22 protein-coding genes and 1 pseudogene are annotated in these 22,819 nt (G+C 73.9%); 19 read left to right on the forward strand and 4 right to left on the reverse strand.

Annotation, left to right across the window (positions count from 1 at the left end; genetic code table 11):
* Positions 1-20 precede the first annotated feature (20 nt).
* The 5 genes from DSM104329_RS26680 (at position 21) to DSM104329_RS26700 (ending at position 6,953) form a co-directional block, all read left to right on the forward strand.
* Positions 21-473 carry a hypothetical protein gene (locus DSM104329_RS26680; RefSeq protein ID WP_259312907.1) on the forward strand — a complete coding sequence of 151 codons (453 nt, stop codon included), beginning with the start codon at positions 21-23 and terminating at the stop codon, positions 471-473.
* A complete protein-coding gene (locus tag DSM104329_RS26685; protein WP_259312908.1) occupies positions 470-1,843 on the forward strand; it encodes a hypothetical protein in 1,374 nt (457 codons plus the stop codon). The genes DSM104329_RS26680 and DSM104329_RS26685 overlap by 4 nt, the downstream gene beginning before the upstream one ends.
* The gene (locus tag DSM104329_RS26690) at positions 1,840-3,582 is read left to right on the forward strand and encodes a PstS family phosphate ABC transporter substrate-binding protein (protein ID WP_259312909.1); all 1,743 of its coding nucleotides are present in this window, start codon (positions 1,840-1,842) and stop codon (positions 3,580-3,582) included. Before DSM104329_RS26685 ends, DSM104329_RS26690 begins: the two co-directional genes overlap by 4 nt.
* A 17-nt stretch (positions 3,583-3,599) precedes the next feature.
* On the forward strand, positions 3,600-4,706 hold the full coding sequence (locus DSM104329_RS26695) for an aminotransferase-like domain-containing protein (protein WP_259312910.1): 1,107 nt from the start codon (positions 3,600-3,602) through the stop codon (positions 4,704-4,706).
* Positions 4,707-4,769: 63 nt separating this feature from the next.
* Entirely contained in the window at positions 4,770-6,953 is a 2,184-nt protein-coding gene (locus tag DSM104329_RS26700) for an MMPL family transporter (RefSeq protein WP_259312911.1), read from the forward strand.
* Between the two features lie 7 nt (positions 6,954-6,960).
* Here DSM104329_RS26700 and DSM104329_RS26705 read toward each other — a convergent pair whose 3' ends face one another.
* Both DSM104329_RS26705 and DSM104329_RS26710 read right to left on the reverse strand, forming a co-directional pair.
* Positions 6,961-7,083 carry a hypothetical protein gene (locus DSM104329_RS26705; RefSeq protein ID WP_259312912.1) on the reverse strand — a complete coding sequence of 41 codons (123 nt, stop codon included), beginning with the start codon at positions 7,081-7,083 and terminating at the stop codon, positions 6,961-6,963.
* Between the two features lie 53 nt (positions 7,084-7,136).
* Positions 7,137-8,081 (reverse strand): LysR family transcriptional regulator, encoded by a 945-nt coding sequence (locus tag DSM104329_RS26710; RefSeq protein WP_259312913.1) that lies wholly within the window; start codon positions 8,079-8,081, stop codon positions 7,137-7,139.
* 70 nt (positions 8,082-8,151) lie between these two features.
* Here DSM104329_RS26710 and DSM104329_RS26715 point away from each other — a divergent pair, with 70 nt between their 5' ends.
* A complete protein-coding gene (locus DSM104329_RS26715) occupies positions 8,152-8,277 on the forward strand; it encodes a hypothetical protein (protein ID WP_259312914.1) in 126 nt (41 codons plus the stop codon).
* A 14-nt stretch (positions 8,278-8,291) separates the two neighbouring features.
* Positions 8,292-9,221 (forward strand): DMT family transporter, encoded by a 930-nt coding sequence (locus tag DSM104329_RS26720; protein WP_259312915.1) that lies wholly within the window; start codon positions 8,292-8,294, stop codon positions 9,219-9,221.
* Positions 9,222-9,224: 3 nt separating this feature from the next.
* Here DSM104329_RS26720 and DSM104329_RS26725 read toward each other — a convergent pair whose 3' ends face one another.
* Positions 9,225-10,004 (reverse strand): hypothetical protein, encoded by a 780-nt coding sequence (locus DSM104329_RS26725; RefSeq protein ID WP_259312916.1) that lies wholly within the window; start codon positions 10,002-10,004, stop codon positions 9,225-9,227.
* A 126-nt stretch (positions 10,005-10,130) separates the two neighbouring features.
* On the opposite strand from DSM104329_RS26725, the gene DSM104329_RS26730 reads away from it, so the two are divergent.
* The 8 genes and pseudogenes from DSM104329_RS26730 (at position 10,131) to DSM104329_RS26765 (ending at position 17,237) form a co-directional block, all read left to right on the forward strand.
* Complete coding sequence (locus tag DSM104329_RS26730) at positions 10,131-10,742, forward strand: TetR/AcrR family transcriptional regulator (RefSeq protein ID WP_259312917.1); 612 nt, start codon at positions 10,131-10,133, stop codon at positions 10,740-10,742.
* A gap of 11 nt (positions 10,743-10,753) precedes the next feature.
* The gene (locus tag DSM104329_RS26735) at positions 10,754-11,698 is read left to right on the forward strand and encodes an ATP-dependent DNA ligase (protein WP_259312918.1); all 945 of its coding nucleotides are present in this window, start codon (positions 10,754-10,756) and stop codon (positions 11,696-11,698) included.
* A 65-nt stretch (positions 11,699-11,763) separates the two neighbouring features.
* Positions 11,764-12,225, forward strand: coding sequence for an NfeD family protein (locus DSM104329_RS26740; RefSeq protein ID WP_259316261.1), 462 nt, complete (start codon positions 11,764-11,766; stop codon positions 12,223-12,225).
* 1 nt (position 12,226) lies between these two features.
* Complete coding sequence (locus DSM104329_RS26745; protein WP_259312919.1) at positions 12,227-13,066, forward strand: slipin family protein; 840 nt, start codon at positions 12,227-12,229, stop codon at positions 13,064-13,066.
* Positions 13,067-13,080: 14 nt separating this feature from the next.
* Complete coding sequence (locus DSM104329_RS26750; RefSeq protein ID WP_259312920.1) at positions 13,081-13,470, forward strand: glycerate kinase; 390 nt, start codon at positions 13,081-13,083, stop codon at positions 13,468-13,470.
* Positions 13,471-13,495: 25 nt separating this feature from the next.
* Positions 13,496-13,615: pseudogene (locus tag DSM104329_RS26755) on the forward strand (LuxR C-terminal-related transcriptional regulator); the annotation flags it as partial.
* A 54-nt stretch (positions 13,616-13,669) separates the two neighbouring features.
* Entirely contained in the window at positions 13,670-16,087 is a 2,418-nt protein-coding gene (locus DSM104329_RS26760; protein WP_259312922.1) for a choice-of-anchor D domain-containing protein, read from the forward strand.
* Between the two features lie 46 nt (positions 16,088-16,133).
* On the forward strand, positions 16,134-17,237 hold the full coding sequence (locus DSM104329_RS26765; protein ID WP_259312923.1) for an NAD(P)H-dependent glycerol-3-phosphate dehydrogenase: 1,104 nt from the start codon (positions 16,134-16,136) through the stop codon (positions 17,235-17,237).
* Positions 17,238-17,268: 31 nt separating this feature from the next.
* Here DSM104329_RS26765 and DSM104329_RS26770 read toward each other — a convergent pair whose 3' ends face one another.
* Positions 17,269-18,087 carry an HAD family hydrolase gene (locus tag DSM104329_RS26770; protein WP_259312924.1) on the reverse strand — a complete coding sequence of 273 codons (819 nt, stop codon included), beginning with the start codon at positions 18,085-18,087 and terminating at the stop codon, positions 17,269-17,271.
* A 28-nt stretch (positions 18,088-18,115) separates the two neighbouring features.
* Between DSM104329_RS26770 and DSM104329_RS26775 the strand changes: the two genes are divergently transcribed.
* From DSM104329_RS26775 to DSM104329_RS26790, 4 genes are read left to right on the forward strand one after another with little or no spacing between them, the layout of a single operon-like run.
* Entirely contained in the window at positions 18,116-18,967 is an 852-nt protein-coding gene (locus DSM104329_RS26775; protein ID WP_259312925.1) for a glycosyltransferase, read from the forward strand.
* Positions 18,964-19,620 (forward strand): 2'-5' RNA ligase family protein, encoded by a 657-nt coding sequence (locus DSM104329_RS26780; protein ID WP_259312926.1) that lies wholly within the window; start codon positions 18,964-18,966, stop codon positions 19,618-19,620. The genes DSM104329_RS26775 and DSM104329_RS26780 overlap by 4 nt, the downstream gene beginning before the upstream one ends.
* Positions 19,617-20,528 (forward strand): dihydropteroate synthase, encoded by a 912-nt coding sequence (gene folP, locus DSM104329_RS26785; protein ID WP_259312927.1) that lies wholly within the window; start codon positions 19,617-19,619, stop codon positions 20,526-20,528. The genes DSM104329_RS26780 and folP overlap by 4 nt, the downstream gene beginning before the upstream one ends.
* Positions 20,525-22,795 carry a DEAD/DEAH box helicase gene (locus tag DSM104329_RS26790; protein WP_259312928.1) on the forward strand — a complete coding sequence of 757 codons (2,271 nt, stop codon included), beginning with the start codon at positions 20,525-20,527 and terminating at the stop codon, positions 22,793-22,795. The genes folP and DSM104329_RS26790 overlap by 4 nt, the downstream gene beginning before the upstream one ends.
* Positions 22,796-22,819 lie beyond the last annotated feature (24 nt).

The following is a 22,819-nucleotide window of genomic DNA, read 5'->3' on the forward strand; positions in this document are numbered from 1 at the left end:
GCCGTTGGTAGCGTGAATCGATGATGGCCGGCGACCTGACCGCGTCCGTGGGCGCCCGCGTCGAGGAGATCATGGCCGCCGCCCGGCAGGCGGCCGAGGCCCTCCAGCGCGAGGTCGACGAGGCGTCCGCGCGCCGGGCCACCGAGGTGCGCCTCGACGCCGAGCGCGACGCCCAGCGCATCCGCGCCGAGGCGGAGTCCGCGGCGGCGCGCCACCTCGAGGAGGCCCGGCGCCAGGTCCAGACCTTCGCCGACGCGCGCGTGCGCCGCATCAGCGAGATCACGGACGCGCTCGTGGCGGCCGCCGAGAGCATCCCGGGCCGCCTCGAGGAGGCGGCCGACGTGCGCCGCCAGATCGACGAGCTGATCGTCGCGCTCGGAGCGGCCGCCGAACAGGCCGCTCGGGAGGCGGGCCGGCCGGCGATTCGCCTGCCGGGGATCGCAGACCCGCCGCCGACCGAGGGCGACGGGTGAGCGGCCGCCTCGCCGCCGGCACGCTCGCGGCGGTGCTCGCCGCCCTCGGACTCGCCGCCTGCGGCGGCGACGGCGGCGGCGGCACCGAGACGGCGACGGTCGTCACGCGGACGGTCACCACGCCGCGCACCGCCCCGGCCACCACGACGCCGGCGCAGCCCAACGCGCCCGGCATCGGCGGCGCCGGCACGGAGGGGACGCCGGGCTCGGCGTCCACCGACACCGGCGCCGCGGGCGAGACCGGCAGCCTGAGCTCGACCTCGATCTTCCGGCCGTTCGCGGCGTCGAGCCCGTGGAACACGACGATCGTCGGCCAGGCGGTCGACGCCGACTCCGACCGGCTGATCGCCCAGGCGCAGGAGCGCATCGGGGTCACGGAGCGCGGCAACACGATCACGACGCAGCGCCGCCGGATCGACGACCCGCTCTTCATCAACACGACGGAGTGGACGGTCCCGATCGTCGACGAGGAGGGCGGTGTCGAAACGCGGATGGTCTGCCGCCAGATCCCGCCCGACTGCGGCGACGGGCGCAACGTCGACACCCTCCTGATCCCGCCCGACGCGTCGCCGCTGCCGCAGTTCGACGGCTGGTTCACGGTGCTCAACCGGCGCGAGGGCGTCGCGTATGACCTGTGGCGCGCGCGCCGGGGCTCCGACAACGTCATGTCCTACCAGTTCATGCGCAAGTGGGCGCTCAACGGCCCGGGCTACCAGCGACCGAACTCGGTCAGCGCGCGCGGGTCCGGCCTGCCGCTGTTCGCCGGCGTGCTGCTGCCCGAGGAGGTCGCCGCCGGGCGCATCGAGCACGCGCTCGCGATCTCGGTCCCCGGCCCGGCGCAGCGCAGCTACGTCCAGCCCGCATCAGCGACGGACGGCAACGGCCGCACGAGCTCGCTGCCCGAGGGCGCCCGGATCCGCCTGCGCACGGACCGCTTCGACGACCTCGTCTCGCTGCCGACCTGCGGGCCGGGCCGGCTGCGCGACAGCCAGGGCGAGATCCGCACGGACTGCATCGCCCCGCGCACGAACCGCAAGGCCGCGCGGGCGATCCTCGACTCGCTGCGCCGGTACGGCGCGATCGTCGTCGACCGGTCGCGCACGCCGACCCTGTACGCGAAGCAGAACGCCGACTGGAACCAGCTCCTGCGCGGGCCCGACGGCCGGCTGCTGACGGCCAGCGGCCGCGACCCGCTGCCGCGCAACCTCGCCCGTGAGCGCAACCAGGGCACGCCGCTGCTGCGCGGCAACGAGGTGCAGTTCCTGCGGCTCTCCGACTTCGAGGTCATGCAGCTGCCCGAGCTCCTGAAGTTCCCGCCGCTGGGCTCGACCGAGGTGTCCCCCCAGACCTTCACCCCGGTGATCCCGTGAACGTCCGCCTCGCCATCGCCGCGCTGCTCGCCGGCGTCGCCGCCGCGGTGCTCGTCGCGTGTGGCATCGACACGAGCGACTCCGGCACGTCGAGCGTCGCCGGGCCCGAGGGCACGACGAACACGAACACGGTGCGCCGCAACGCGCCGCCGCTGCCCGCCGCACCGGAGAACACGGTGCGCGTCGACGGCATCGAGGGCGGCCTGAGCACCGCCGCCACGAGCCGCTTCCTCGGCAGCTCGAGCGTCGGCGTCGCCCGCATCACCGCGGGCGAGGAGCAGGCGTTCGTGGACCTCTGCGCCGGCCGCGTCGACGTGATCGAGGTCGCCCGCCTGCCCACCGAGGCCGAGGTCCGCGCGTGCAACAACCGCGGCGTCGAGCTGTCCGAGCCGCTCGCCTCGGCGGCCGACGCGGAGGTCATCGCCACGAAGAACGAGGCCGACGTCGGCGGGGACTGCATCACCGTCCAGCAGGCGCGCGACATCTTCCGCGCCGGCTCGCCGTACACGACGTGGTCGCAGCTCGGCTTCTTCGACCTGCCGCTCACCACCACCGGTCGCCAGGACGGCTCGGGCAACTTCGAGTTCTTCGGCCAGGTGGTGCTCGGCGTCGACGACCCGTCGCTCGCCGACGTCCGCGCGGACTACGTCGTGGAGAACACGGACCTGCTCGAGCGCGAGGAGGTCGTGGGCCAGCGGCGCGTGACCGCCGCGCAGCGCCGCGTCGACGCGTACGAGGCGCGGCTGCGGCGCGAGACCGCCAGGGAGCGCCGGCAGGCGGTCGACGCGGCGGTCCGGACGGCGGACCGCGCGGTGCTGCGCGCGATCGCCCGCGAGAACCAGGACCTGGCCCGCCGCAAGGTGACGCTCACCGCCGCCCAGGCGGCTCGGCTGGAGGCGCGCAACCGGGTGCGCAACATCCGCGCCAAGCGCCGCGCCGCGGCCCGCGTCAACGCCCGCTTCGACCGCGAGCTGCGCGACCGCGTCCTCCGCTATGCGCGCTCGCAGCTCGCCCTGGCTGAGGCGCCCGGCGTCGTCGGCGGCTTCCGCTTCACGTACTACGAGCTCTTCGAGGACCAGCTGCGCCCGATGGAGATCGACTACGGCGTGCCGGTGACCGCGTCGGGCCAGCCCGTCACGCTCGACGACCTGTCCGACAAGGATCGGGAGCGGATCCTCGCCGCGCAGGGCGTCACGACGCCGACGGTGCCCAACGTCGGGCCCGCCGCGACGGTGACCACGCCCGACGGCAACATCACGACGGTCCAGACGGCGACGGCGATCCCGGACCTCCCGGCGAGCCAGCTGCCGAAGAAGACCAAGGACGGCGAGACGATCTACCCGGGGCCGAACTGCGTGTTCCCGTCGCCGATCACGATCACCTCCGGCGCGTATCCGCTGTCGCGGCGCTTCTACCTGTTCACGTCGCGCCAGTCGCTGGAGCGCGACGAGGTCCGCGCCTACGCGCAGGCGTACCTGAAGAGCGCGCAGGCCCTGGCCACCGCGAACCGCCTCGTGCCGATCACCGACGCGCAGCTCGCCGAGGAGCTCGCGATCATCGAGAACAGGGGCCGCAAGCCCGCGGCGAAGCCGGCGACCACCACGACGACGCGGACGGTCACGACGCCGTCCGGCACGACGACGGTGCGCACCGTGACGACCACCACCCCGGCCACCACCACCCCCCGCACGCAGACGAGCAGCGGCATCCCCGGCGTGTCCAGTCGCGGCGGCGGCTGACCTCGTACATTTGGGGCATGGCCCCTTCCGACACCATCTCCTTCGCCCGCGGCGCCCCGTCGCTCGACATCGTCGACGTCGAGGGCCTGCGCGAGGCGGCGGCGCTCGCCTTCGCCGAGGACCCGGCGGGCCTGACCGGCTACGGCACCGCGATCGGCTACCCGCCCCTGCGCGCGTGGATCGCCGAGCAGCACGGCGTCGACCCGTCGCAGGTCATCGTCACGAACGGCTCGATGCAGGCCGATGCGTTCCTCTTCGAGACGCTCGTCGGCGAAGGCGACAGCGTGGTCGTGGAGAAGCCCACGTACGACCGCACGCTGCTGAGCCTGCGCAAGTACCGCCGCGCTGACATCCACATGATCGACCTGGAGCCCGACGGCCTCGACGTCACGGCGCTCGGCGCCGCCCTGCGCGACGGCCTCAAGCCGACGCTCGCCCACGTCATCCCGAACTTCCAGAACCCGGCGGGCTACACGCTGTCGCGCGAGAAGCGCTCGGCGCTGCTGGCGCTCGCCCGGGAGCACGACTTCACGATCTTCGAGGACGACCCGTACGTCGCGCTGCGCTTCGCCGGCGAGGCGCTGCCCACCATGCTCTCGCTCGACGAGCACGGCACGGTCGTCTACGCGTCGTCGTTCTCCAAGACGGTGTGCCCCGGCGTGCGCGTCGGCTACCTCGTCGGGCCGGCGGAGCTCATCGCCCGCATCACGGCGCTGGCGACCCACACGTACATCTCACCCTCGATGGTCGCCCAGGGCATCGTCCACCAGTTCTGCGCGAGCGGCCGGATCCGCAGCTCGATCGAGACGGTCAAGGCCGCCCTCGCCGAGCGCGCGGGCGTCCTCTGCGCGGCGCTCGAGCGCGAGATCCCGGATGCGCGGTTCGTGGCGCCGGAGGGCGGCTACTTCCTGTGGGTCGAGCTGCCCGAGGGCACGGACGTCGCGGCGCTGTTCACCGCGGCGGCCGAGCGCGGCGTGCAGATCGTCAAGGGCACCGACTTCCTGCTGGAGGGCGGCGAGAACACCCTGCGGCTCGCGTACTCGGGCGTGACGCCCGAGGAGATCGACGAGGGCGTGCGCCGGCTGGCGGAGGCCTACGAGGCGCTCGCTCCGGCGGCCGCGTAGGCGATCTCGTCCATATGTCCGGTTCGATTGCGCTGCGGCGCCGCGCGTGATTTCGTGGTCTGAGTGAGCGCGGCTCTCGAGAGGCTCGGACGCCTGTGCGTGCGCCGCCGCTGGATCGTGCTGATCTGCTGCCTGATGGCCGTGGTCGGGCTCGGGCTGGCGGCCGGCGCACTGGGCACGCGGACCAGCGACAACTTCGCGCTGCCCGGCACGGGAAGCCAGCGGGCGCAGGACCTCCTGGTCGACCACTTCCCGGCGGCGACCAAGGCGTCGAGCCCGGTGGTGTTCGCCGCCGCGGAAGGCCGGGTGGACCGCGGCGCCAACCGGGCGGCGGTGGACGGGGCGCTGAAGGACCTGCGCGCGGCGGATGACGTCGCGGACGTCTCGGACCCGTTCACGCCGGCCACGGTGAGCCGCGACGGGCGGATCGCCTACGCGACGGTCACGCTCGACGGCGAGCCGCAGGACCTGACCCACGCCGCCGCGGACGACATCGTCGCCGCGACGGACGCGGCGCGCTCGCAGCTGACGGTCGCGGTGGGCGGGATCGTCGGCCAGCAGGCCGAGGCACAGGTCGAGGACCCCAGCGAGGCGATCGGCCTCGCCATCGCGGTGATCGTCCTGCTCGTCACGTTCGGCAGCGTCGTGTCGATGGGCCTGCCGCTGCTCACGGGGCTCATCGGGCTGGGTGCCGGGCTGTCGCTGGTCACCGTCCTCGGCCACCTCATCACCGTGCCGACCATCGGGCCGACGCTCGGGACGATGATCGGCCTCGGGGTGGGCATCGACTACGCGCTGTTCCTCATCACCCGCCACCGCCAGAACCTCGCCGCCGGGATGACGGTCGCCGAGTCGATCCCGCGCACGGTCGCCACGTCCGGCAACGCGGTGGTCTTCGCCGGCGGCACGGTGGTCGTCGCGCTGTGCTCGCTCGCGCTGACCGGCATCCCGATCGTGTCGTCGCTCGGGTACTCCGCGGCGATCGTCGTGGCGATCGCGGTGCTCGCGGCGATCGTCCTGCTCCCGTGCCTGATGGCCCTGGTCGGCACGAAGATCAACGCGCTGCCGATCCCCGGTCTGCACCGCCGCGCCCAGCGCGCGCAGCAGCGCGAGGGCGTGCACGGGTGGGCCCGGTGGGCGCGTGCGGTCGCCGACCGTCCGTGGCCCGCCCTGATCGCCGGGCTGGCGATCCTCGTCGCGCTCATGATCCCGGTCTTCTCGCTGCACCTCGGGCAGGCCGACAACGGCACCGCGGCCAAGGGCAGCGAGCAGCGCGTCGCGTTCGACCTGCTGTCGGAGGGCTTCGGGCCCGGGAGCAACGGGCCGCTGCTCGTCGCCGTGCCCGGTGCCCCCCAGGAGGCCGACCTGACCCGGCTGGCCGCCGCGCTGACCGGGGCCGACGGCGTGGCGTCCGTGTCGCCGCCGATCCCGGCCCAGGACGGCCAGGCCGCGCTGCTCACGGTGACGCCGACGACGGCGCCGGGCGACCTCGCGACCGAGGCGCTCGTGCGGCGCCTGCGCAACGACGTCATCGCGCCGACCGGCATCGACGCCCAGGTCGGGGGCCAGACCGCGGCGGGTGTCGACCTCGCGGCGGAGATCTCCGACCGCCTGCCGCTCGTCATCGCCTTCGTGCTCGCGCTGAGCTTCCTGCTGCTCCTGCTCGCGTTCCGGTCGATCGTGCTGCCGATCAAGGCCGCGGTGATGAACCTCCTGTCGATCGGCGCGGCCTACGGCGTGGTGACGCTCGTCTTCCAGGAGGGCTTCGGCATCTCGCTCATCGGGCTGTCGGACCCGGTGCCGATCGTCTCGTTCGTCCCGTTGATGATGTTCGCGATCCTCTTCGGGCTGTCGATGGACTACGAGGTCTTCCTGCTCAGCGCCTGCCACGAGCGCTGGATCGAGACCCACGACCCGCGCACGGCGGTCGTCGACGGCATCGCGTCGACCGGGCGGGTGATCACCTCCGCCGCGCTGATCATGGTCAGCGTCTTCGCGGCCTTCGTCGGCAACGCGGACCCGACGGTCAAGCAGTTCGGGCTCGGCATGGCGGTGGCCGTGGCGGTCGACGCGACCGTCGTGCGCTGCCTGCTCGTGCCCGCGGTGATGATCCTGCTCGGACGCTCGAGCTGGTGGCTGCCCGCGTGGCTGGACCGGCGCCTGCCGCACGTGTCGGTCGAAGGCGCTCCTGCCCCGGCGCTCGCGGTCGAGGCTCCCGAGCCGGTCGCCGCGGGCGGGCGCGACTGACCCCGGCTCAGCGGGCGGACCGGCGCATCGTCTCCGGCACGAGGCGGACCACGTGGAGCGCGGCGGCCACCCCGCCCCGCGTCACGCCGCCGAGCATCGACATCGCCCGCCCGCGCAGCCCGGCCGACACGACCTCGGCGCCTCGCTCGCCCTGGCCGGACCAGGCGGGCAGGCGACGGGCCTTCAGGCTCCGGGCCGGTGGCGCCGCGGCACGCGGTCCAGCCGCCGCCGGACCGATGCCAACCGCTCCTCGACCGCCTGCACGAACGCGCGGGTCGCGGGCGACAAGTGCGCACCGCGCCGCCAGACGAACGCGAAGTCGTCGTAGATCGGCTCGGCGAACGGCACCCACCCCAGCCGCCCCGACAGGCGCCGGCGCTGGGCCAGCAGCGTGCCGCGGGCGGCGATGGTGTCGCCGAGCCCTTCGACGGCGAGGTCGAGCGCGGTCTCCGGGTCCTCGACGTCGATCAGCGGCTCGAGCGTGACCCCGGCGCGCTGGGCGAGCTCGGTGAGCTGGCGCCGCGTGGGGTCCTGGGCGCCGAACGTCACGTCGTAGAGCACGAGCGGTCCGCGGGCGAGGCGCTCGATCGTCATGGCCGAGCGCAGGTGCGCGGGATCGGCCGAGCAGAACAGCAGCTCGTCGCGCATCGCCGGGCGCACGTCCAGGCCGGCATCGTCGATGGGCAGCACGACGACGCCCGCCTCGAGCTCGCCGGCGCGCACCGCGTCGACCACCTCGGACGAGTTCTGGCCGACGAGCTGAATGCGGACGTCCGGATGGTCGCGGTGGAATGCGCGCACGAGGTCCGCACCGAGGTAGTAGCGCGAGGTGCCGAAGACGCCGAACGCCGCGGTGCCGCCGCGCACCTCGCGCACGTCCACGACGGCGTCGCGGGCGCCCTCGACCTCGGCCAGGACCCGCTCGGCGTGCGGGCGCAGCGTGCGTCCCGCCTCAGTGGCGACGAGGCCGCGCCCGACGCGCTGGAAGAGGGTGACGCCGAGCTCGTCCTCGAGCCGGCGAACCTGCTCGGACACCGACGGCTGGGCGAGGTGCAGCGCCTCGGCGGCCGCGCTGAAGGAGCCGTGCTCGACCGACGCCAGGAAGTACTGGAGCTGCTGGAGCGTCATAGGCGTTTCCTTTGGATGCCGAAGCCGATCAAGGCTACCGCTGAGGCACCCGACGTCCGATCATGTGGACATGATCATTGTTGCCTCAATCATCGGTGCCGTGGTGTTCGCGGCGCTCTCGTCACGGTACGGCGCGGAGAGCCGCCCGTTCTTCGACGAGCGCCCCGAGCCGTTCCCGCGCCGCCCGAACCTGTAGGACGGCCCTTCGCGATGCGCGACCACGGCCGCGAGCGGCAGGGGATCGCGCTGTGCCTGATCTCCGCCGCCGGCTTCGGGGCCATGGCGATCTTCGCCAAGCTCGCCTACGGAGCCGGCTTCGACGTCTCGACGCTGCTGCTGGTCCGCTTCGGCGTGGCCGCCGTGGTGCTGTGGGCGATCGTCGCCGTGCGGCGGCCCGCCCGGCCGAGCCTGCGCATCGTCGCGTACGCGCTCGGCCTCGGCGCCCTCGGCTACGCGCTCCAGGCCGCCACGTTCTTCGCCAGCCTCGAGCGCCTCGACGCGTCGCTCGCCGCGCTGCTGCTCTACGCCTACCCCGCGCTCGTCGTGCTCGGCGGGATCGCGCTGCGGCGCGAACCGGCCAACCGCCGGCGTCTCGGCGCGCTCGCGCTGGCCGCGAGCGGCACGGTGCTCGTTCTCGCGGGCGGCGGGGCCGGCGCGCTCGACGCCGCCGGCGTGGCGCTCGCCCTCGGCGCCGCGGTCGCCTACACGGCCTACATCCTCGCGGCGGACCGCACCGTCGGCCAGGTCGACCCGGTCCTGCTCACCGCGCTCGTCGTCACCGCGGCGGCCGTCGTCATCGGCGCGTTCACCGCGGTCCGCGGAGGCCCGCAACTCGATGCGACGACCGGTGGCTGGGCCACCGTCGCCGCCATCGTCGTCGTCTGCACGGTGGTGCCGGTGCTGGCGTTCCTGCTCGGCCTGCAGCGCGTCGGCGCCGCGACCGCCTCCATCGTCAGCACCGTCGAGCCGCTCGTGACCGTCCTGCTGGCGATGGCCGTCTTCGGCGAGCGCCTGGGCCCCGCCCAGGCGGCCGGCGGCGCGCTCGTGCTCGCCGCCGTCGTGCTCGTCAACGTCCGGCGCCGCGCCCGCCGCACCGTGACCGCCCGGCCCGAGGTGGCGGTCGCCTCGACGGCGGCCTGACGCTCAGAAGGCGGTGGGGCCGACGCCGGTGAACGCGACGACGAGGAAGGCGATGAACGCCGCGGCGAGGGCGATGATCGCCGGCAGGTGCTGGCGCTGGACGTTGGCCGTCAGGTGGCGCAGCTCCATGACGGCGAAGCTGCCGCTGCGCTCCTCGGCCGGCCACGCGTCCGCCGGCTCGCCCTCATGAGCCACCGGCGGCTCGAACGCCCCCGTCCCGAGCGACTCGCGGTCGAAGACCGACTCGAAGCGCGCGATGGGCTCCACCTCGGGCGGGAGCGCTGGATCGAGCATGGGCTCCGCCTCGTCGAGCACGGGCTCCATCTCGGGCGGAAGCCCCGGGTCGAGCATGGGCTCCGCCTCGTCGAGCACGGGCTCCATCTCGGGCGAAAGCCCCGGGTCAAGTACGGGCTCGACGATCCCGGGCTGCTCCATCGGCGCCGCCAGCTGCAGCGCCGGCGCGGGCAGGCCGACCGCCTTGGTGTCCTCACGCCACAGCCACAGCTGCGCGGACGCGACCTCGCCACCGGCCACGAACGTCAGCCGCTGGACGCCCTCGCCCAGATCCTGGGTGCTCCAGCAGCCGTGGACGTCGTGCTCGCCGCCGATGTCGGAGATGAGCATCGGCCCGCCGGACATCGACCCGCCCTCCCCTGGCGAGCCGAGCGGCCGCGCGTCGACCTCGAGGACCGCGACGGTCCCCACGAGCGTCGCGGTGACGCCCCACACCTCGAAGGCATCGGGCAGAACGGGATGGAGACCGTCGGCAGATGGCAGTGACACGCCGGGATCTTCTGCGCGCGGTGCGGCGATCCTGTCGCGCCCCGGAGGGTGCAATGGCGCGTGCAGCCCGGCCGCCGGACGCAGCGCACACACGGGCACGGCGTGGCGGCGTATGCTCTGAAGGCCTTGCCCATTAGCGCCCCACCGCTCCCCGCCCGCCGCCGCAGGCTCGACCCCGCCGACCGGCGCGACGAGATCCTCGAGGCCGCGACGCGCGTTTTTGCCGCACAGCCCTACGTCGACGTGTCGATGGCGGAGATCGCCCGCGAGGCCGGGGCCAGCCGCGCGCTGGTCTCGCACTACTTCGAGGACAAGGCGGGCGTGTTCGCGGCGGTGTTCGCCCGGTTCGCCCGGCTGGCCGCGCAGACGGTCCGCGTCGACCGCCAGCTGCCCCCCGCGGAGATGGTCGCCGCCAACACCGAGGCGTTCCTCGCGTTCGCCGACGAGCACCGCGAGACCGTCCTTGCGCTGCTGCCGACCGGGCCGGTGGGCTCGGACCGCCGGCTGCAGCAGATCGCGGATGCGATGCGCGACGCGCTCGTCGACCGCATGCTCGTCAACCACTTCGGCACGACGGACGTTCCGGCCGGCCACCGGCTCGCGCTGCGGGCCTACACGGGTCTGTTCGCCATCGCGCTCGGCGATCTGCTGCGCAACCCGGAGCTCTCCCGCGAGGACGCCGCCGCGTTCCTCGCGCGCACCCTGCTCGACATCGTCGCGGAGCTGCGCACGAAGTAGCCTCCCGGGCCGTGGCCCTGCCGCTCAGCCCGCCCGTCGCCCCGCAGCTCGCCCGCTCGCGCGCGGCGCTGCCCGAGGGCGACGGCTGGGCCTACGAGCCGAAGTGGGACGGCTTCCGCGCCATCGCGTTCGTCGACGACGGCGACGTGCACCTGCAGTCGCGCAACGGCAAGCCGCTGAACCGCTACTTCCCCGAGCTGCGCTTCCCGCCCGGCCGCTACGTCGTCGACGGCGAGATCGTGATCCTCGACGAGCGCGGCGGCCAGGAGTTCGACCTGCTCGGCCAGCGCATCCACCCCGCCGCGTCACGCGTGGCGATGCTCGCCGAGAAGACGCCCGCGCGCTTCGTCGCGTTCGACCTGCTGGCCCGCGACGACGAGACGCTGCTGGCGCAGCCGTTCCGCGCGCGCCGCGCGGCGCTGGAGGCGATCGTCGACGCGCCGATGGACATCACCCCGTTCACGCTCGATCCCGCGGGCGCCCAGCCATGGCTGCAGGGTGCCGAGGGCGTCGTGGCCAAGGAGCTCGACGCCCCGTACTGCCCGGGCGAGCGCAAGGGCATGGTCAAGATCAAGCGCGTGCGGACGATCGACGCGGTCGTCCTGGGCTGGCGGCCGGGCAAGGCCGAGCGGACCGTGGGCGCCCTGATCCTCGGCCTCTACACGCCCGACGGCAGGTTGCGGGAGGTCGGGCACTCGTCGGGCTTCACCGCGAAGGAGAAGCGCGAGCTCGTCGATCGCCTGGCGCCCTACGAGACCGGTGAACGCGGCAGCGGGGAGCCCTCCCGCTGGACCCAGGGACGCGAGCTCGCCTGGGTCAAGCTGCGCCCCGAGCTGGTGGTCGAGGTCACCTTCGACCACGTCAGCGACGGCCGCATCCGTCACGGCGCGAAGGTGCAGCGCTGGCGCGACGACAAGGATCCGGCCGAGTGCCGGGTCGAGCAGCTCGACAGCTGAGCGCCGGCCGGACGGGTTCCGGGTTCCCGCTTGCCAGAACCGGCTCGGAGGCGTATCCCTTGTCCATGGTCGGTCTGGGCATCGCGCTGTTGCTCGCCGGCGTGGTGCTCGTCATCGCCGAGGCGCACGTCACGTCCGCCGGAGCCCTGGGCGCGCTCGGGACCGCGGCCGTCGTCGGCGGGGCGATCCTCGCGATCGAGGGCGCGGGCGGAGGGCTCATCCTCGCGATCGTGCTCGCGCTGGTGCTCGGCGCGCTGCTCGGCGGGGTCCTGCTCGCCGCCGGGCTGAAGGTCGCCCGCTCGAAGCCCAGCCGGCCCCGCAGCGGGCGCGAGGCGCTCATCGGCTGCGCCGGCCTTGCCCGCTCGCCGATCGCGCCCGAGGGCCAGGTGCTCGTCGAGGGCGCCCTGTGGCGCGCGCGGCGGTGCTTCGACGACGAGGCGCTCGAGCCCGGCGACCCGGTCGTCGTCGAGCGCGTCGACGGGCTGACGCTGACCGTCCGCAAAGCCGAACCCTGGGAGGTGGTCTGACGTGGCCGCCGTGATCGTCGTGCTGGTCATCCTCGTCGCCGCGCTCGTCGCGCTGGTCGGAACGTCGGTGCGCATCCTGCGCGAGTACGAACGGGGGGTCGTGTTCCGGCTGGGGCGGCTGATCGACCAGCGCGGGCCGGGCCTCGTGCTGCTGATCCCGATCGTCGACCGGATGGTGCGCGTGAGCCTGCGCACGGTGACGCTGAAGATCCCGCCGCAGGACCTCATCACCCGCGACAACGTGCCCGCCCGGGTGACCGCGGTCGCCTACTTCCGCGTGGTCGACGCCAACCGCTCCGTCGTCGAGGTCGAGAGCTTCGAGGCGGCCACCTCGCAGATCGCCCAGACGACGCTGCGCTCCGTCCTCGGCAAGGCGGAGCTCGACACCCTGCTGGCCGAGCGCGAGCGCCTCAACGAGGACCTGCAGACCATCATCGACCAGCAGACCGAGCCGTGGGGCGTGAAGGTCACGACGGTGGAGATCAAGGACGTCGAGATCCCCGCCTCGATGCAGCAGGCCATGGCGCGCCAGGCCGAGGCCGAGCGCGAGCGGCGCGCGAAGATCATCAACGCCGAGGGCGAAGCACAGGCCGCGACGCGCCTGGCCGACGCCGCCGACATCATCGGCCGCAACCCGACGACGCTGCAGCTGCGCTACCTGCAGACGCTGCGCGAGATCGGCAACTCCGAGAGCTCGACCGTCGTCTTCCCGCTGCCGATGGACCTGCTCAAGCCGCTGCTCGAGGCCCACGACGACCGCCCGCGGCTCGAGCCCGCGCCCGCGCCGGACCGCATCGCCGCGAGCGCGCCGGGGCGCGAGGCGCCGGTCGAGCGCCGCTGACAGGATTGCGCCCCGTGCGCCTCCTGCTCGCCCTCGATCGTCTGGACGGGGCCGCCGTCGCGCGCGGGGTGGTCGCCGCCGGGCTGCCGGCGCCGGACGTGTACCCGGTCGCCGGCGGACTCGATGCGACGTTCGACGTCCGCATGCGCGCCGCGTTCGCCGTCGTCGCCGGCGAGCCGGTGCTCGACCGCGACACCGTCGACGGCCGGATCGCCGGGGAGATCGCCGTGCGCGCGCGCCAGGCCGGCGTCCCGTGCCATGCGATCGTGGGCGCCGACCGGCTCGACCGGTTCGGCAAGCGGATCCTCGACCTCCAGCACGTGCTCGAGGCGAGCGGCGGCGGGCTGGAGGCGGCGGGGGCGCGGCTCGCGCGTCTTCTCATGACAGATGTCATGCCGGATTGACGACGTTCGCCACTACCGCCGCGACGCCGTGCTGCACCTGTCGGCCGGGACGGTGCGCAACTACCTGTCCTCGGCGATGCAGAAGCTCGACGCGCGCACCCGCGCGGAGGCGGTGCGGGCCGCCGAGGAGAAGGGCTGGCTCTGAGACGCGCGTGACCCATTAGGCTGGCCTCTCCGCTGCCCTTCATGGAGGAAGACGATGCGCAGGTCACGGTCGATCCGGGTCATCCCGACGTTGGTTCTCGCGGTGCTGGCGGTTGCCGCGGCGCCCGCGGTCGCCGCCCCGGCCGAGCGCTTCGTCGCGACCACCGGCGACGACGCCGCCAACACGTGCGCCGTCGAGGCGACGCCGTGCCGGACGATCCAGCACGCGGTCGACGTGTCCGACGCGGCCAACACCATCAACGTCGCCGCCGGCACCTACGTCGAGTCCGTGGTCGTCGGTCAGGAGCTCACGATCGTCGGTCCGTTCTCGAACGACTTCCCCGACGACCCGGCCCGCGGCGGTGCGGCGGAGGCGCGCTGGATGGGCGACGGCGGCAGCCCGGCGGTCACCGCGACAGTGGACGGCATCGCGATCGCCGGCTTCACGTTCGGCCCGGCGACCGGCCCGGCGAGCGGGCAGGCGGTCCTGATCGAATCGGGTGCCCACGTCAACCAGGTCTGGTACTCGATCTTCGAGCATCTGGAGCGCGGCATCGAGCTCGACGGCTCGGGCAGTGCGTTCGTCGCCTTCAACCTGTTCCAGGACAACGACGCGGCCTCCGGCGAGGCCGTCCAGGGCTTCAGCGACGACCAGACGTTCCTCTTCCAGAACCTGTTCCGGCGCAACTCGACGGCGGTCGATCTCGACGGCTCGACGAACGGCCAGGTCCAGGAGAACTGGTCGACCGGCGACGCGACATTCACGCGCATGCGGGTCACCGGCTCGATGGGCGTGGTCGGCAACCTCGTCGAGGGCGTGACCGAGGCGGGCATCCTGCTGGCGGGCGACGCCGACGCGGACATCGAGCTCAACTCCATCGACGGCGACGGCGACGGCCTGCGTCTGACACCCGACGGCGGCACGGTCGTGTCCGACCCGATCGTCGACGGCAACAACCTCCACGACCTCGGCGGCAGCGGCATCGAGGTCGCCGCCGGCGCGCTGAGCGACATCCTGGATGCGCACGGCAACCGGATCTTCGGCACCGGTGCGGCCGGGCTCCTCGTCGAGGGCGACGCGGACGTCGATGCGACGAACAACTGGTGGGGCTGCAACGAAGGACCGAACCAGCCCGGCTGCGACGACTACTCCGGCGCGAACGTCGACGCCGACCCATGGTCGATCATGACGATCTCGGCCGACCCGGATTCCATCCCGGTGGGCGGCGACACGAGCCAGATCACCGCGTCGTTCAACACGAACAGCGACGGCGACGACATCCTGCCCCAGGGCATCGGCGACGACGTGCAGGTGGCGTTCTCCACGACGCTCGGCGACGTCGACCCCGCGGAGGACTGCACGTGCGGCGGCCTGTCGCTCACCGAGCTGACGTCGGGCGACCTGCCCGGCACCGCGACGGTGACGGCGACGCTCGACTCCGAGAGCGTGTCGACCGACGTCACCTTCACCGGCGCGCACGCGACGGTCACGCCGGCCGGCGCCGATTTCCAGCCCACCCAGGTCGGCGGCTACTCGACACGGCGGAAATTCACCGTCTCGAGCGACGGCAACGAGACCCTGCAGGTCTCGAACGTCGGCATCGGTGGGACGGACTCCGGCGACTTCGTGATCCCGGCCGGCTACGACGGCTGCACCGGGCGGTCGCTCGCGCCGGGCGACCATTGCGTCGTCGAGGCGCGCTTCCAGCCGGTCGGCGGCCCGGGCGCGAAGGACGGCACGCTCGTCGTCGACACGAACGCGATCGACACGCCGGCCACCGCGACGCTGACGGGCAGCGCCTCGGCTTCGCCGGTGCTGACGATCGTCCCGGACAGCGCCGACTTCGGCACCGTGAGCGTCAACGCGCTCTCGCGCCAGCAGAAGCTGGTCGTCTACAACGGCAGCGCCGGCGGCGTGACGATCGACGCCGCCACGCTCGGCGGGGCCGACCCGTCGCAGTTCGAGATCACCCTCGACCGCTGCACGGGCGAGACGGTCGCGCCCCGGCGGACGTGCTACATCCGCACGCGCTTCGCGCCGAAGAGCGGCGGCGCGAAGGCCGCCGGCGTCGAGATCGGCAGCTCGTCGCTCGGCGCGCCCGCCACGGCGGCGCTGACCGGGACCGGCGACGCGGTCGAGGCGCTGCGGATCACGCCGCCCGCGCACGCGTTCGGCGCGGTGCCGGTGGGCCAGCGGACGAAGACCGGGACGTGGACGGTGAAGAACATCGGCGGGGTCCCGGTGACCGTCAGCTCCGTGGACATCGGCGGATCCGACCCCGACCAGTTCCAGCTCGGGCGCACGACGTGCACGGGAGCGGCGCTGAGCCCGGGGCAGTCGTGCACCGCGAAGGTGCGGTTCGCGCCGACCGGTGATCCGGGACCGCGCAGCGCCCAGCTCGCGGTCAACAGCAGCGTGTCGGGCACACCGGCGTCCGCGCTGACCGGCACGGCCGTCGCCCCACCCATCTGAGCCTCAGGGCGCCGGAAAGACGTCCACTAGATTCGGCGTCCTTCCGGTGGCCGACCGCACGCTTCCATCCTTCAGCCTCTCCCTGCCCGGGACCCGCCGGGCGGTCGTCGTAGGGGCCGGGTCGTTCGGCACCGCGGTCGCCGTGCTGCTGGTCCGGGCCGGGCTGCGCACGACGCTGCAGGCCCGCACCGCCGAGCAGGCCGACCGCCTGCGCGCCGACCGCGAGAACCGCGTCTACCTGGCCGGCGTCGAGCTGCCGCGTGAGCTGCGCGTCGAGTCCGTGGAGAGCGGGCTCGCGCGGGCCGACCTCGTCTTCCTCGGCGTGCCGTCCCGCGGGCTCGACGCCGTGATCCGCGGCCTCACCGGCGCGGGGCTGCCGCCGCGCGCCGCGGTCGTCTCGCTGGCGAAGGGGCTGGTGCCGCCGGACGGCACCGCGCCGACGATCCTGCTGCGCGACGGGTTCGGCGCCGACCGCGTCGCCGTGATCGGCGGGCCCGCGCACGCCCGCGAGATGGTCGCCGACGGCGCCGGGCTGGTCGCCGCCTCGGCCTCGCAGGAGCTGGCCGCGACGCTGGCGGGCGTGTTCACGCGCGCGGGCGTGGTGTGCGAGGTCTCCAACGACCCGATCGGCGTGGAGCTCGCGGGCGCGGCGAAGAACGCCGCGGCGCTCGCGGCCGGCGCCACCGAGGGACAGGGGCTGAACGCCGCGGGCGCGGCGGCCGGCCACATCTTCGCGGAGATCTGGCGCTACGCCGAGGCCCAGGGCGCGCGGCCGGAGTCGTTCATCGGGCTGGCGGGGACGGGCGATCTGGTCGCGACCGCGCTCGCGCCGCAGAGCCGCAACCGCCGCGCCGGCGAGCTGCTGGCCGAGGGAGTGGCGAGCCACGAGATCCCGCAGCGCATCGGCCAGGCGGTCGAATCGCTCGACATGGTGCCGCTGCTGGCGCGAGCGCTGGGCGCGAACGGCGTCGAGGCCCCGGTGACCGGCGGCCTGTCGCGCCTGATCGCGGGCGAGCTCCCGCTCGACGCCTGGGTCGCGCTGGTGCGCACGACGGTTCCGCCGCCCGCGCGCTGGATCCGGCGGCCGCGGCCGGGCTTCTGGGCCCGGATGCGCGCGCGGTTCAGCCGCGACCCTCGGCAAGCGTCGTGACGATCGCCTCGTAGACGCCGGCGCGCGCGGTTCAGCCGCGACCCTCGGCCAGCGTCGTGACGATCGCCTCGTAGACGCCGGCGCCGTGACTCGCCTCGGCCACCCGCGCGTTCGGCACGCCGGCGAGCGCGGTGTGCAGCGTCGGATCGCGCTGCAGCGCGTTGGCGACGAACCAGAACGTGCCGGTGACCTGGTGCATCCGCAGGTCCTCGCGCGAATCGCCGACCGCGATCGTCTCCTCGGCGCCCAGGCCGCGCATGCGCATGTGGCGCGCGACCGCGCCGGCCTTCGAGGCGTCGGCGGGAACGAGGTGGTACGCGCGGACCTGCGGCAGGTCGGCAAGTGCCGGTGACCGCCGGTGCACCACGCCGTTGTCGACGAGGCGCAGGCCGCGGTGCCCGATGAGCGCATCGGCCTCGGCCACGTCGAGCAGGCCGCGGAAGAGGTGCGACACCTGCCGGTTGCGGTGCCAGGGCTCGTGGTACTCGAGGCGGCCGGCGTAGTGGTCGAGCAGCAGCGCGGGGGCTCCGGTGTCTTCGATCTGGTCGTGGATCGTGTGGGCGCCCTCCGGATCGAAGGCCCCCGTCGACCAGTACGTGTCGCCGTCGACGACGAGCCCGGCGCCCGCCTCGAAGACGTAGGCGCGCTGGCCGAGCAGGCGGCTGTCCTCGGCCATCTGCGCCGCCCGGCGCCCGGAAACGAGCACGACCTCGACGTCGGCGCGCAGGCACGCCTCCACGGCGCGGACGCCGAGGAGGCTCGGCCGGCCCTCGCCGTCGTGGACGAGCGAGGCGCCCCGGCCGAGCAGGGTGCCGTCGAGGTCGAGGTAGGCGCAGCGCAGCGGGGCCATGTGCCGGGCGGACAGTAATCTCGAACCCGTGGACCATGTCGCCTGGCGCCGCCGGCGCTCGTTTCCGGCAGAGGCGTTCGCGGGCGTCCTGAGCGGCTCGCCGCTTCGCGTGGCGGTGTGCGTCCCGGCGCGCGACGAGGAGGAGACCATCGCCGGTGTGCTGGCGCCGCTGGTCGCCCTGCGCGACGAGGGGCTCGTGGCCGACGTCGCCGTCGCGTTCAGCGCCAGCCGCGATCGCACGCTCGACGAGGCGCGGGACGCGGGCGCGCGGATCATCGACGTGGGCTCGCCGTCGGGTAAGGGCGACGCGATCTGGCGCGCTCAAGAGGAGATGGAGGGCGACATCGTCTGCCTCGTCGACGGCGACCTCATCGACGTCGACCGCCACTGGATCGAGCAGCTCGCCGGGCCGCTGATCGCCGACCCCGCGATCGGGCTCGTCAAGGGCGCGTTCGCCCGCCCGCTGAACGCCGACGGCACGCTGGACCCGAGCGGCGGCGGGCGCGTCACCGAGCTGCTCGCCAAGCCGCTGCTGCGCCGCTTCTACCCGGAGCTGACCGTGCTGCGCCAGCCGCTGAGCGGCCAGATCGCCATCCGCCGCGACCTGCTGGCGAGCCTGCCGGTCTGGACGGGCTACGCGCTCGAGATCGGGATGCTGATCGAGACGTGGCGGCGGGCCGGGCTCGAGGCGATCGCCGAGGCCGACATCGGGGTGGTGCGCAACCGCCACCAGCGTCTCGCCGACCTCGCCGCAATGTCGGAGGCGATCCTGTGGTGCGTCGCCGTGCAGCTCGCGCGGGACGGGCGGCTCACCGGACCCGACGGCGAGCCGCCGGCCGGCGTCGTGGAGCGTCCGCCGATCTACGCACCGCGACCATGACCGACCTCGATGCGCTGTACGCCGCGATGCGCGCGCATGTGACGAGGTTCGGCGCGGCGCCCGAGCTGGCGCTGCGCTCGCCGGGCGGCGAGAACGTCTCGCTGGTGGCGCCGGTGCCCGAGGAGGTGGCCGCGCGGCTGGCGGCGGCAGGCCGGGACGTCGCCGGCGGCGAGCACCTCGCCTACGACGCGGCGGGCCTGCACCTGACCGTGCTGAACCTCGACCCGTGGCGGCGGATCGGCGCCGACGCGCAGGCGCTCGTCGCGCGGGCGCTGTCGGCGGCGGCGGCGGCAGCCGCGCCGTTCACCGCGCGCGTCCGCGGGCTGAACCTGGCCCCGTCCATCGTCTTCGCGCAGGTGTTCGGCGACGGGCTCGGGCCGCTGCGCCGGGCGATGGTGGCCGCGCTCGACGAGCTGGCGCCCGGGCGGTTCCTGCCCTGGGGCCCGGCGCTGGCTGGGGAGGATGCCGGCCATGTGACCGTGGTGCGCTTCACGGGACCGGTGGGCGAGGCGCTGCTCGACGGGGTGGCGGCGCGGCGCGACCTCGAGCTCGGAACGTTCGCTGTGAGCGAGTTGGAGGTGGTCTGGCTGCGCGCCAAGACACCCGACGGGGCCGAAGTGCGGCGGCGATCGTGTATTGGTGCGGGGACGTGACCTCCGAGATCTCCGTGACCACCACCGCCGGCCCGCTGGCGATCGGCACGACCCCGCTGCTGATGGGCGTCGTCAACGCGACCCCGAACTCGTTCTCCGACGCCGGCCAGCTGCGGACCCTGGCGCAGCGGGTGGCGCGGGCCGAGACGCTGCTCGACGCGGGCGCCGACCTCATCGACGTCGGCGGCCAGTCGGGGGTGACCAACGAGCCCGAGATCCCGGTCGCCGAGGAGATCGGGCGCGTGCTGCCGCTGGTGCGCGCGCTGGCCGCCGAGCGCGACGTGCTCGTCTCGGTCGACACCTACCGGCCGGAGGTGGCGCGCGCGGTGCTCGACGCCGGCGCGGCGATCGTCAACGACACGAGCGGCCTGCTGTACCCCGACGTTGCCGTGGCGTGCGCGGAGGCCGGCGCGGGCCTCGTCGTCATGCACAACCGCGGGCGGCCGAAGCAACGGCTCACGGACCCGGCGCTCTACGACGACGTGGTCGAGGACGTCGTGAGCTTCCTGCGCGAGCGGATCGCGGTGGCCGGCGAGCACGGGCTGAGCCCGGAGCACGTCATCGTCGACCCGGGCCCGGACTTCGCGAAGACCCCCGCGCAGACCGTGCAGGTGCTGCGCCGGCTGGACCGCGTCGAGGCGCTCGGACGGCCGGTGCTCCTGGCCTTGTCGCGCAAGGACTTCCTCGGGGTCATCACCGGCCGCCGGCCCCGTGAGCGCCTCGCGGCGACGCTGGCCGCCGTCGCGGCGGTGACCGGACGCCCGGGGCACATCTTGCGCGTCCACGACGTCGCCGAGGTCCGCGACCTGCTGCGCGTGCTCGCGGTGCTGCGCGGCGACGCGGAGATCGCCGACGACGCCGAGCTGGCCGAGCACCTGCGCCGCGAGCCGCCGGCGCCCGCGCCGTGAGCTCGCGCGCCGCGACCGTCGAGCCGTGGGAGGAGCTGCTCGCGTCCGGCCGCGACGACGGGCGGCTCGTGCGCGAGGCCTACGAGGGCGCGCGCCGGCCGGTGCTCGAGGCGCCGCCGCCGCTGGACCCGCGGCTGCTCGAGAAGCTGCCTGCGGACGGGCTCTACGCGCATCAGGCGCGCGCGGTGGAGGCGGCGATGACCGGGCCGTTCATCGTCACCACGGGAACGGCGTCGGGCAAGTCGATGTGCTTCAACCTGCCGACGATCAACCAGCTGCTCGCGGTGCCGACGAGCCGCGCGCTGTACCTCTACCCGACGAAGGCGCTGACCCAGGACCAGTACCGGACGCTGGTCGGCTTCGGGCTCGGCAAGCGCGTGCGGCCGGGGATCTACGACGGCGACACGCCGCGCGAGGAGCGGCTGGCGATCCGTCGCAACGCGAACGTCGTGCTGACCAACCCCGACATGCTCCACGTCGGGATCCTGCCCAACCACGGGGCGTGGGCGGACTTCTTCACGCGGCTGGACGCGGTCGTCATCGACGAGGCGCACGTGTACCGCGGCGTGTTCGGCTCGCACATGGGCAACGTGCTGCGGCGGCTGCGGCGGGTGGCGAGCGCGTACGGCAGCGAGCCGCGGTTCATGCTCGCGTCGGCGACGATCGCCAACCCCGTCGAGCTGGCCGAGCGGCTCACCGGGCTGGAGGAGATCGAGCTCGTCGACGAGGACGGCTCACCGAGCGCGGCGCGGCGGATCGCGATGTGGAACCCGCCGATCGTCGACGAGGCGCTCGCGCAGCGACGGTCCGTCCTGGGTGAGGCGGCGGACGTACTGCGCGACCTCGTGCTCTCGGGGGCGCGGACGATCTGCTTCATCAAGTCGCGGCGGGCGGTCGAGCTCGTGTCGAAGCTCGTCAGCGACGCGGTGGGCGATCGGGACCCCGCGCTGGCGGACGTCGTGGAGCCGTACCGCGCCGGCTACACGCCGCAGCAGCGCCGCGACATCGAGGCGCGGCTCGTCTCGGGCGAGCTGCGCTGCGTGGTGACGACCGATGCGCTGGAGCTCGGCATCGACATCGGCGCCCTGGATGCCTGCGTGGTCGTCACGTTCCCGGGCACCGTCGCGTCGCTGCGGCAGATGTGGGGTCGCGCGGGCCGGCGACGGACGGGGCTGGCCGTGTACGTGGCCGGCGAGGACGCGCTCGATCAGTACTTCTGCCGGCACCCGGACGAGTTCCTCGAGCGGCCGGTGGAGTCGGCGATCCTGGACTTCGAGAACGAGGAGATCCACCAGGCGCACCTGCTGTGCGCGGCGCACGAGGGGCCGCTGAGCACTGCTGATGCGGGGGTCTTGGGGCCGGCGTGGCGCGCGCATGCCGATGCTCTGGTGTCCTCGGGCGTCCTGCGCGAGGTGCACGGCGTGTACTCCCTGCGCCATCCGGAGGACTTCCCGGCGGCACGCGTGTCGCTGCGATCGGCGTCGCCGGACTCGTTCGCGGTGGTCGACGTGTCGTCGGGCGAGCTGCTCGGGACGGTCGAGTCGGCGCGGGCGTTCACGACGACGCACCAGGGCGCGGTCTACCTGCACCAGGCGCGGTCCTACGAGGTGGTCGAGCTGGACCTGGCCGCGCGGCGTGCTCTTGTGAAGCCCTTCGACGGCGACTGGTACACGCAGCCGAAGAAGGAGACGCTGACGGAGATCGAGCGGCTCCTGGATCGGCGTGTGTGTCTCGGGGTCGAGCTCTCCTACGGGGTGGTGCGGGTGACCGAGACGGTGATCGCCTACCAGCGCAAGCACCTGCCCGACCACGAGGTGATCGACCTGCAGGCCCTGGACCTGCCGCAGACGGAGTTCACGACGCGGGCGCTGTGGTACGAGCTGCCGCCTGACGTGGTCGAGGTGGAGTTCCCGACCGAGCTGTTGCTCGGCTCTTTGCACGCCGCCGAGCACTCCCAGATCGCCGTGCTTCCGCTGCTGGCGATGTGCGACCGCTGGGACATCGGCGGGCTGTCGACGAACCTGCATCCCCAGACGGGGCGCCCGACGATCTTCATCTACGACGGGCACCCGGGCGGGGTCGGGATCACCCGCCGCGGCTACGAGGTGTTCGAGACGCTGGTCGGCGACGCGCACCGGCTGATCGGCGAGTGCCCGTGCGAGGCGGGGTGCCCATCGTGCGTGCAGTCGCCGAAGTGCGGGAACCTCAACGAACCGCTGAGCAAGGCCGGCTCGCTCGAGCTGATGGCGCGGATGCTGGAGCGCTGAGGCTGCGGCCGGCGAAGCTGCAGC

Source organism: Capillimicrobium parvum, from assembly GCF_021172045.1.
GTDB classification, from domain to species: Bacteria; Actinomycetota; Thermoleophilia; order Solirubrobacterales; family Solirubrobacteraceae; genus Capillimicrobium; species Capillimicrobium parvum.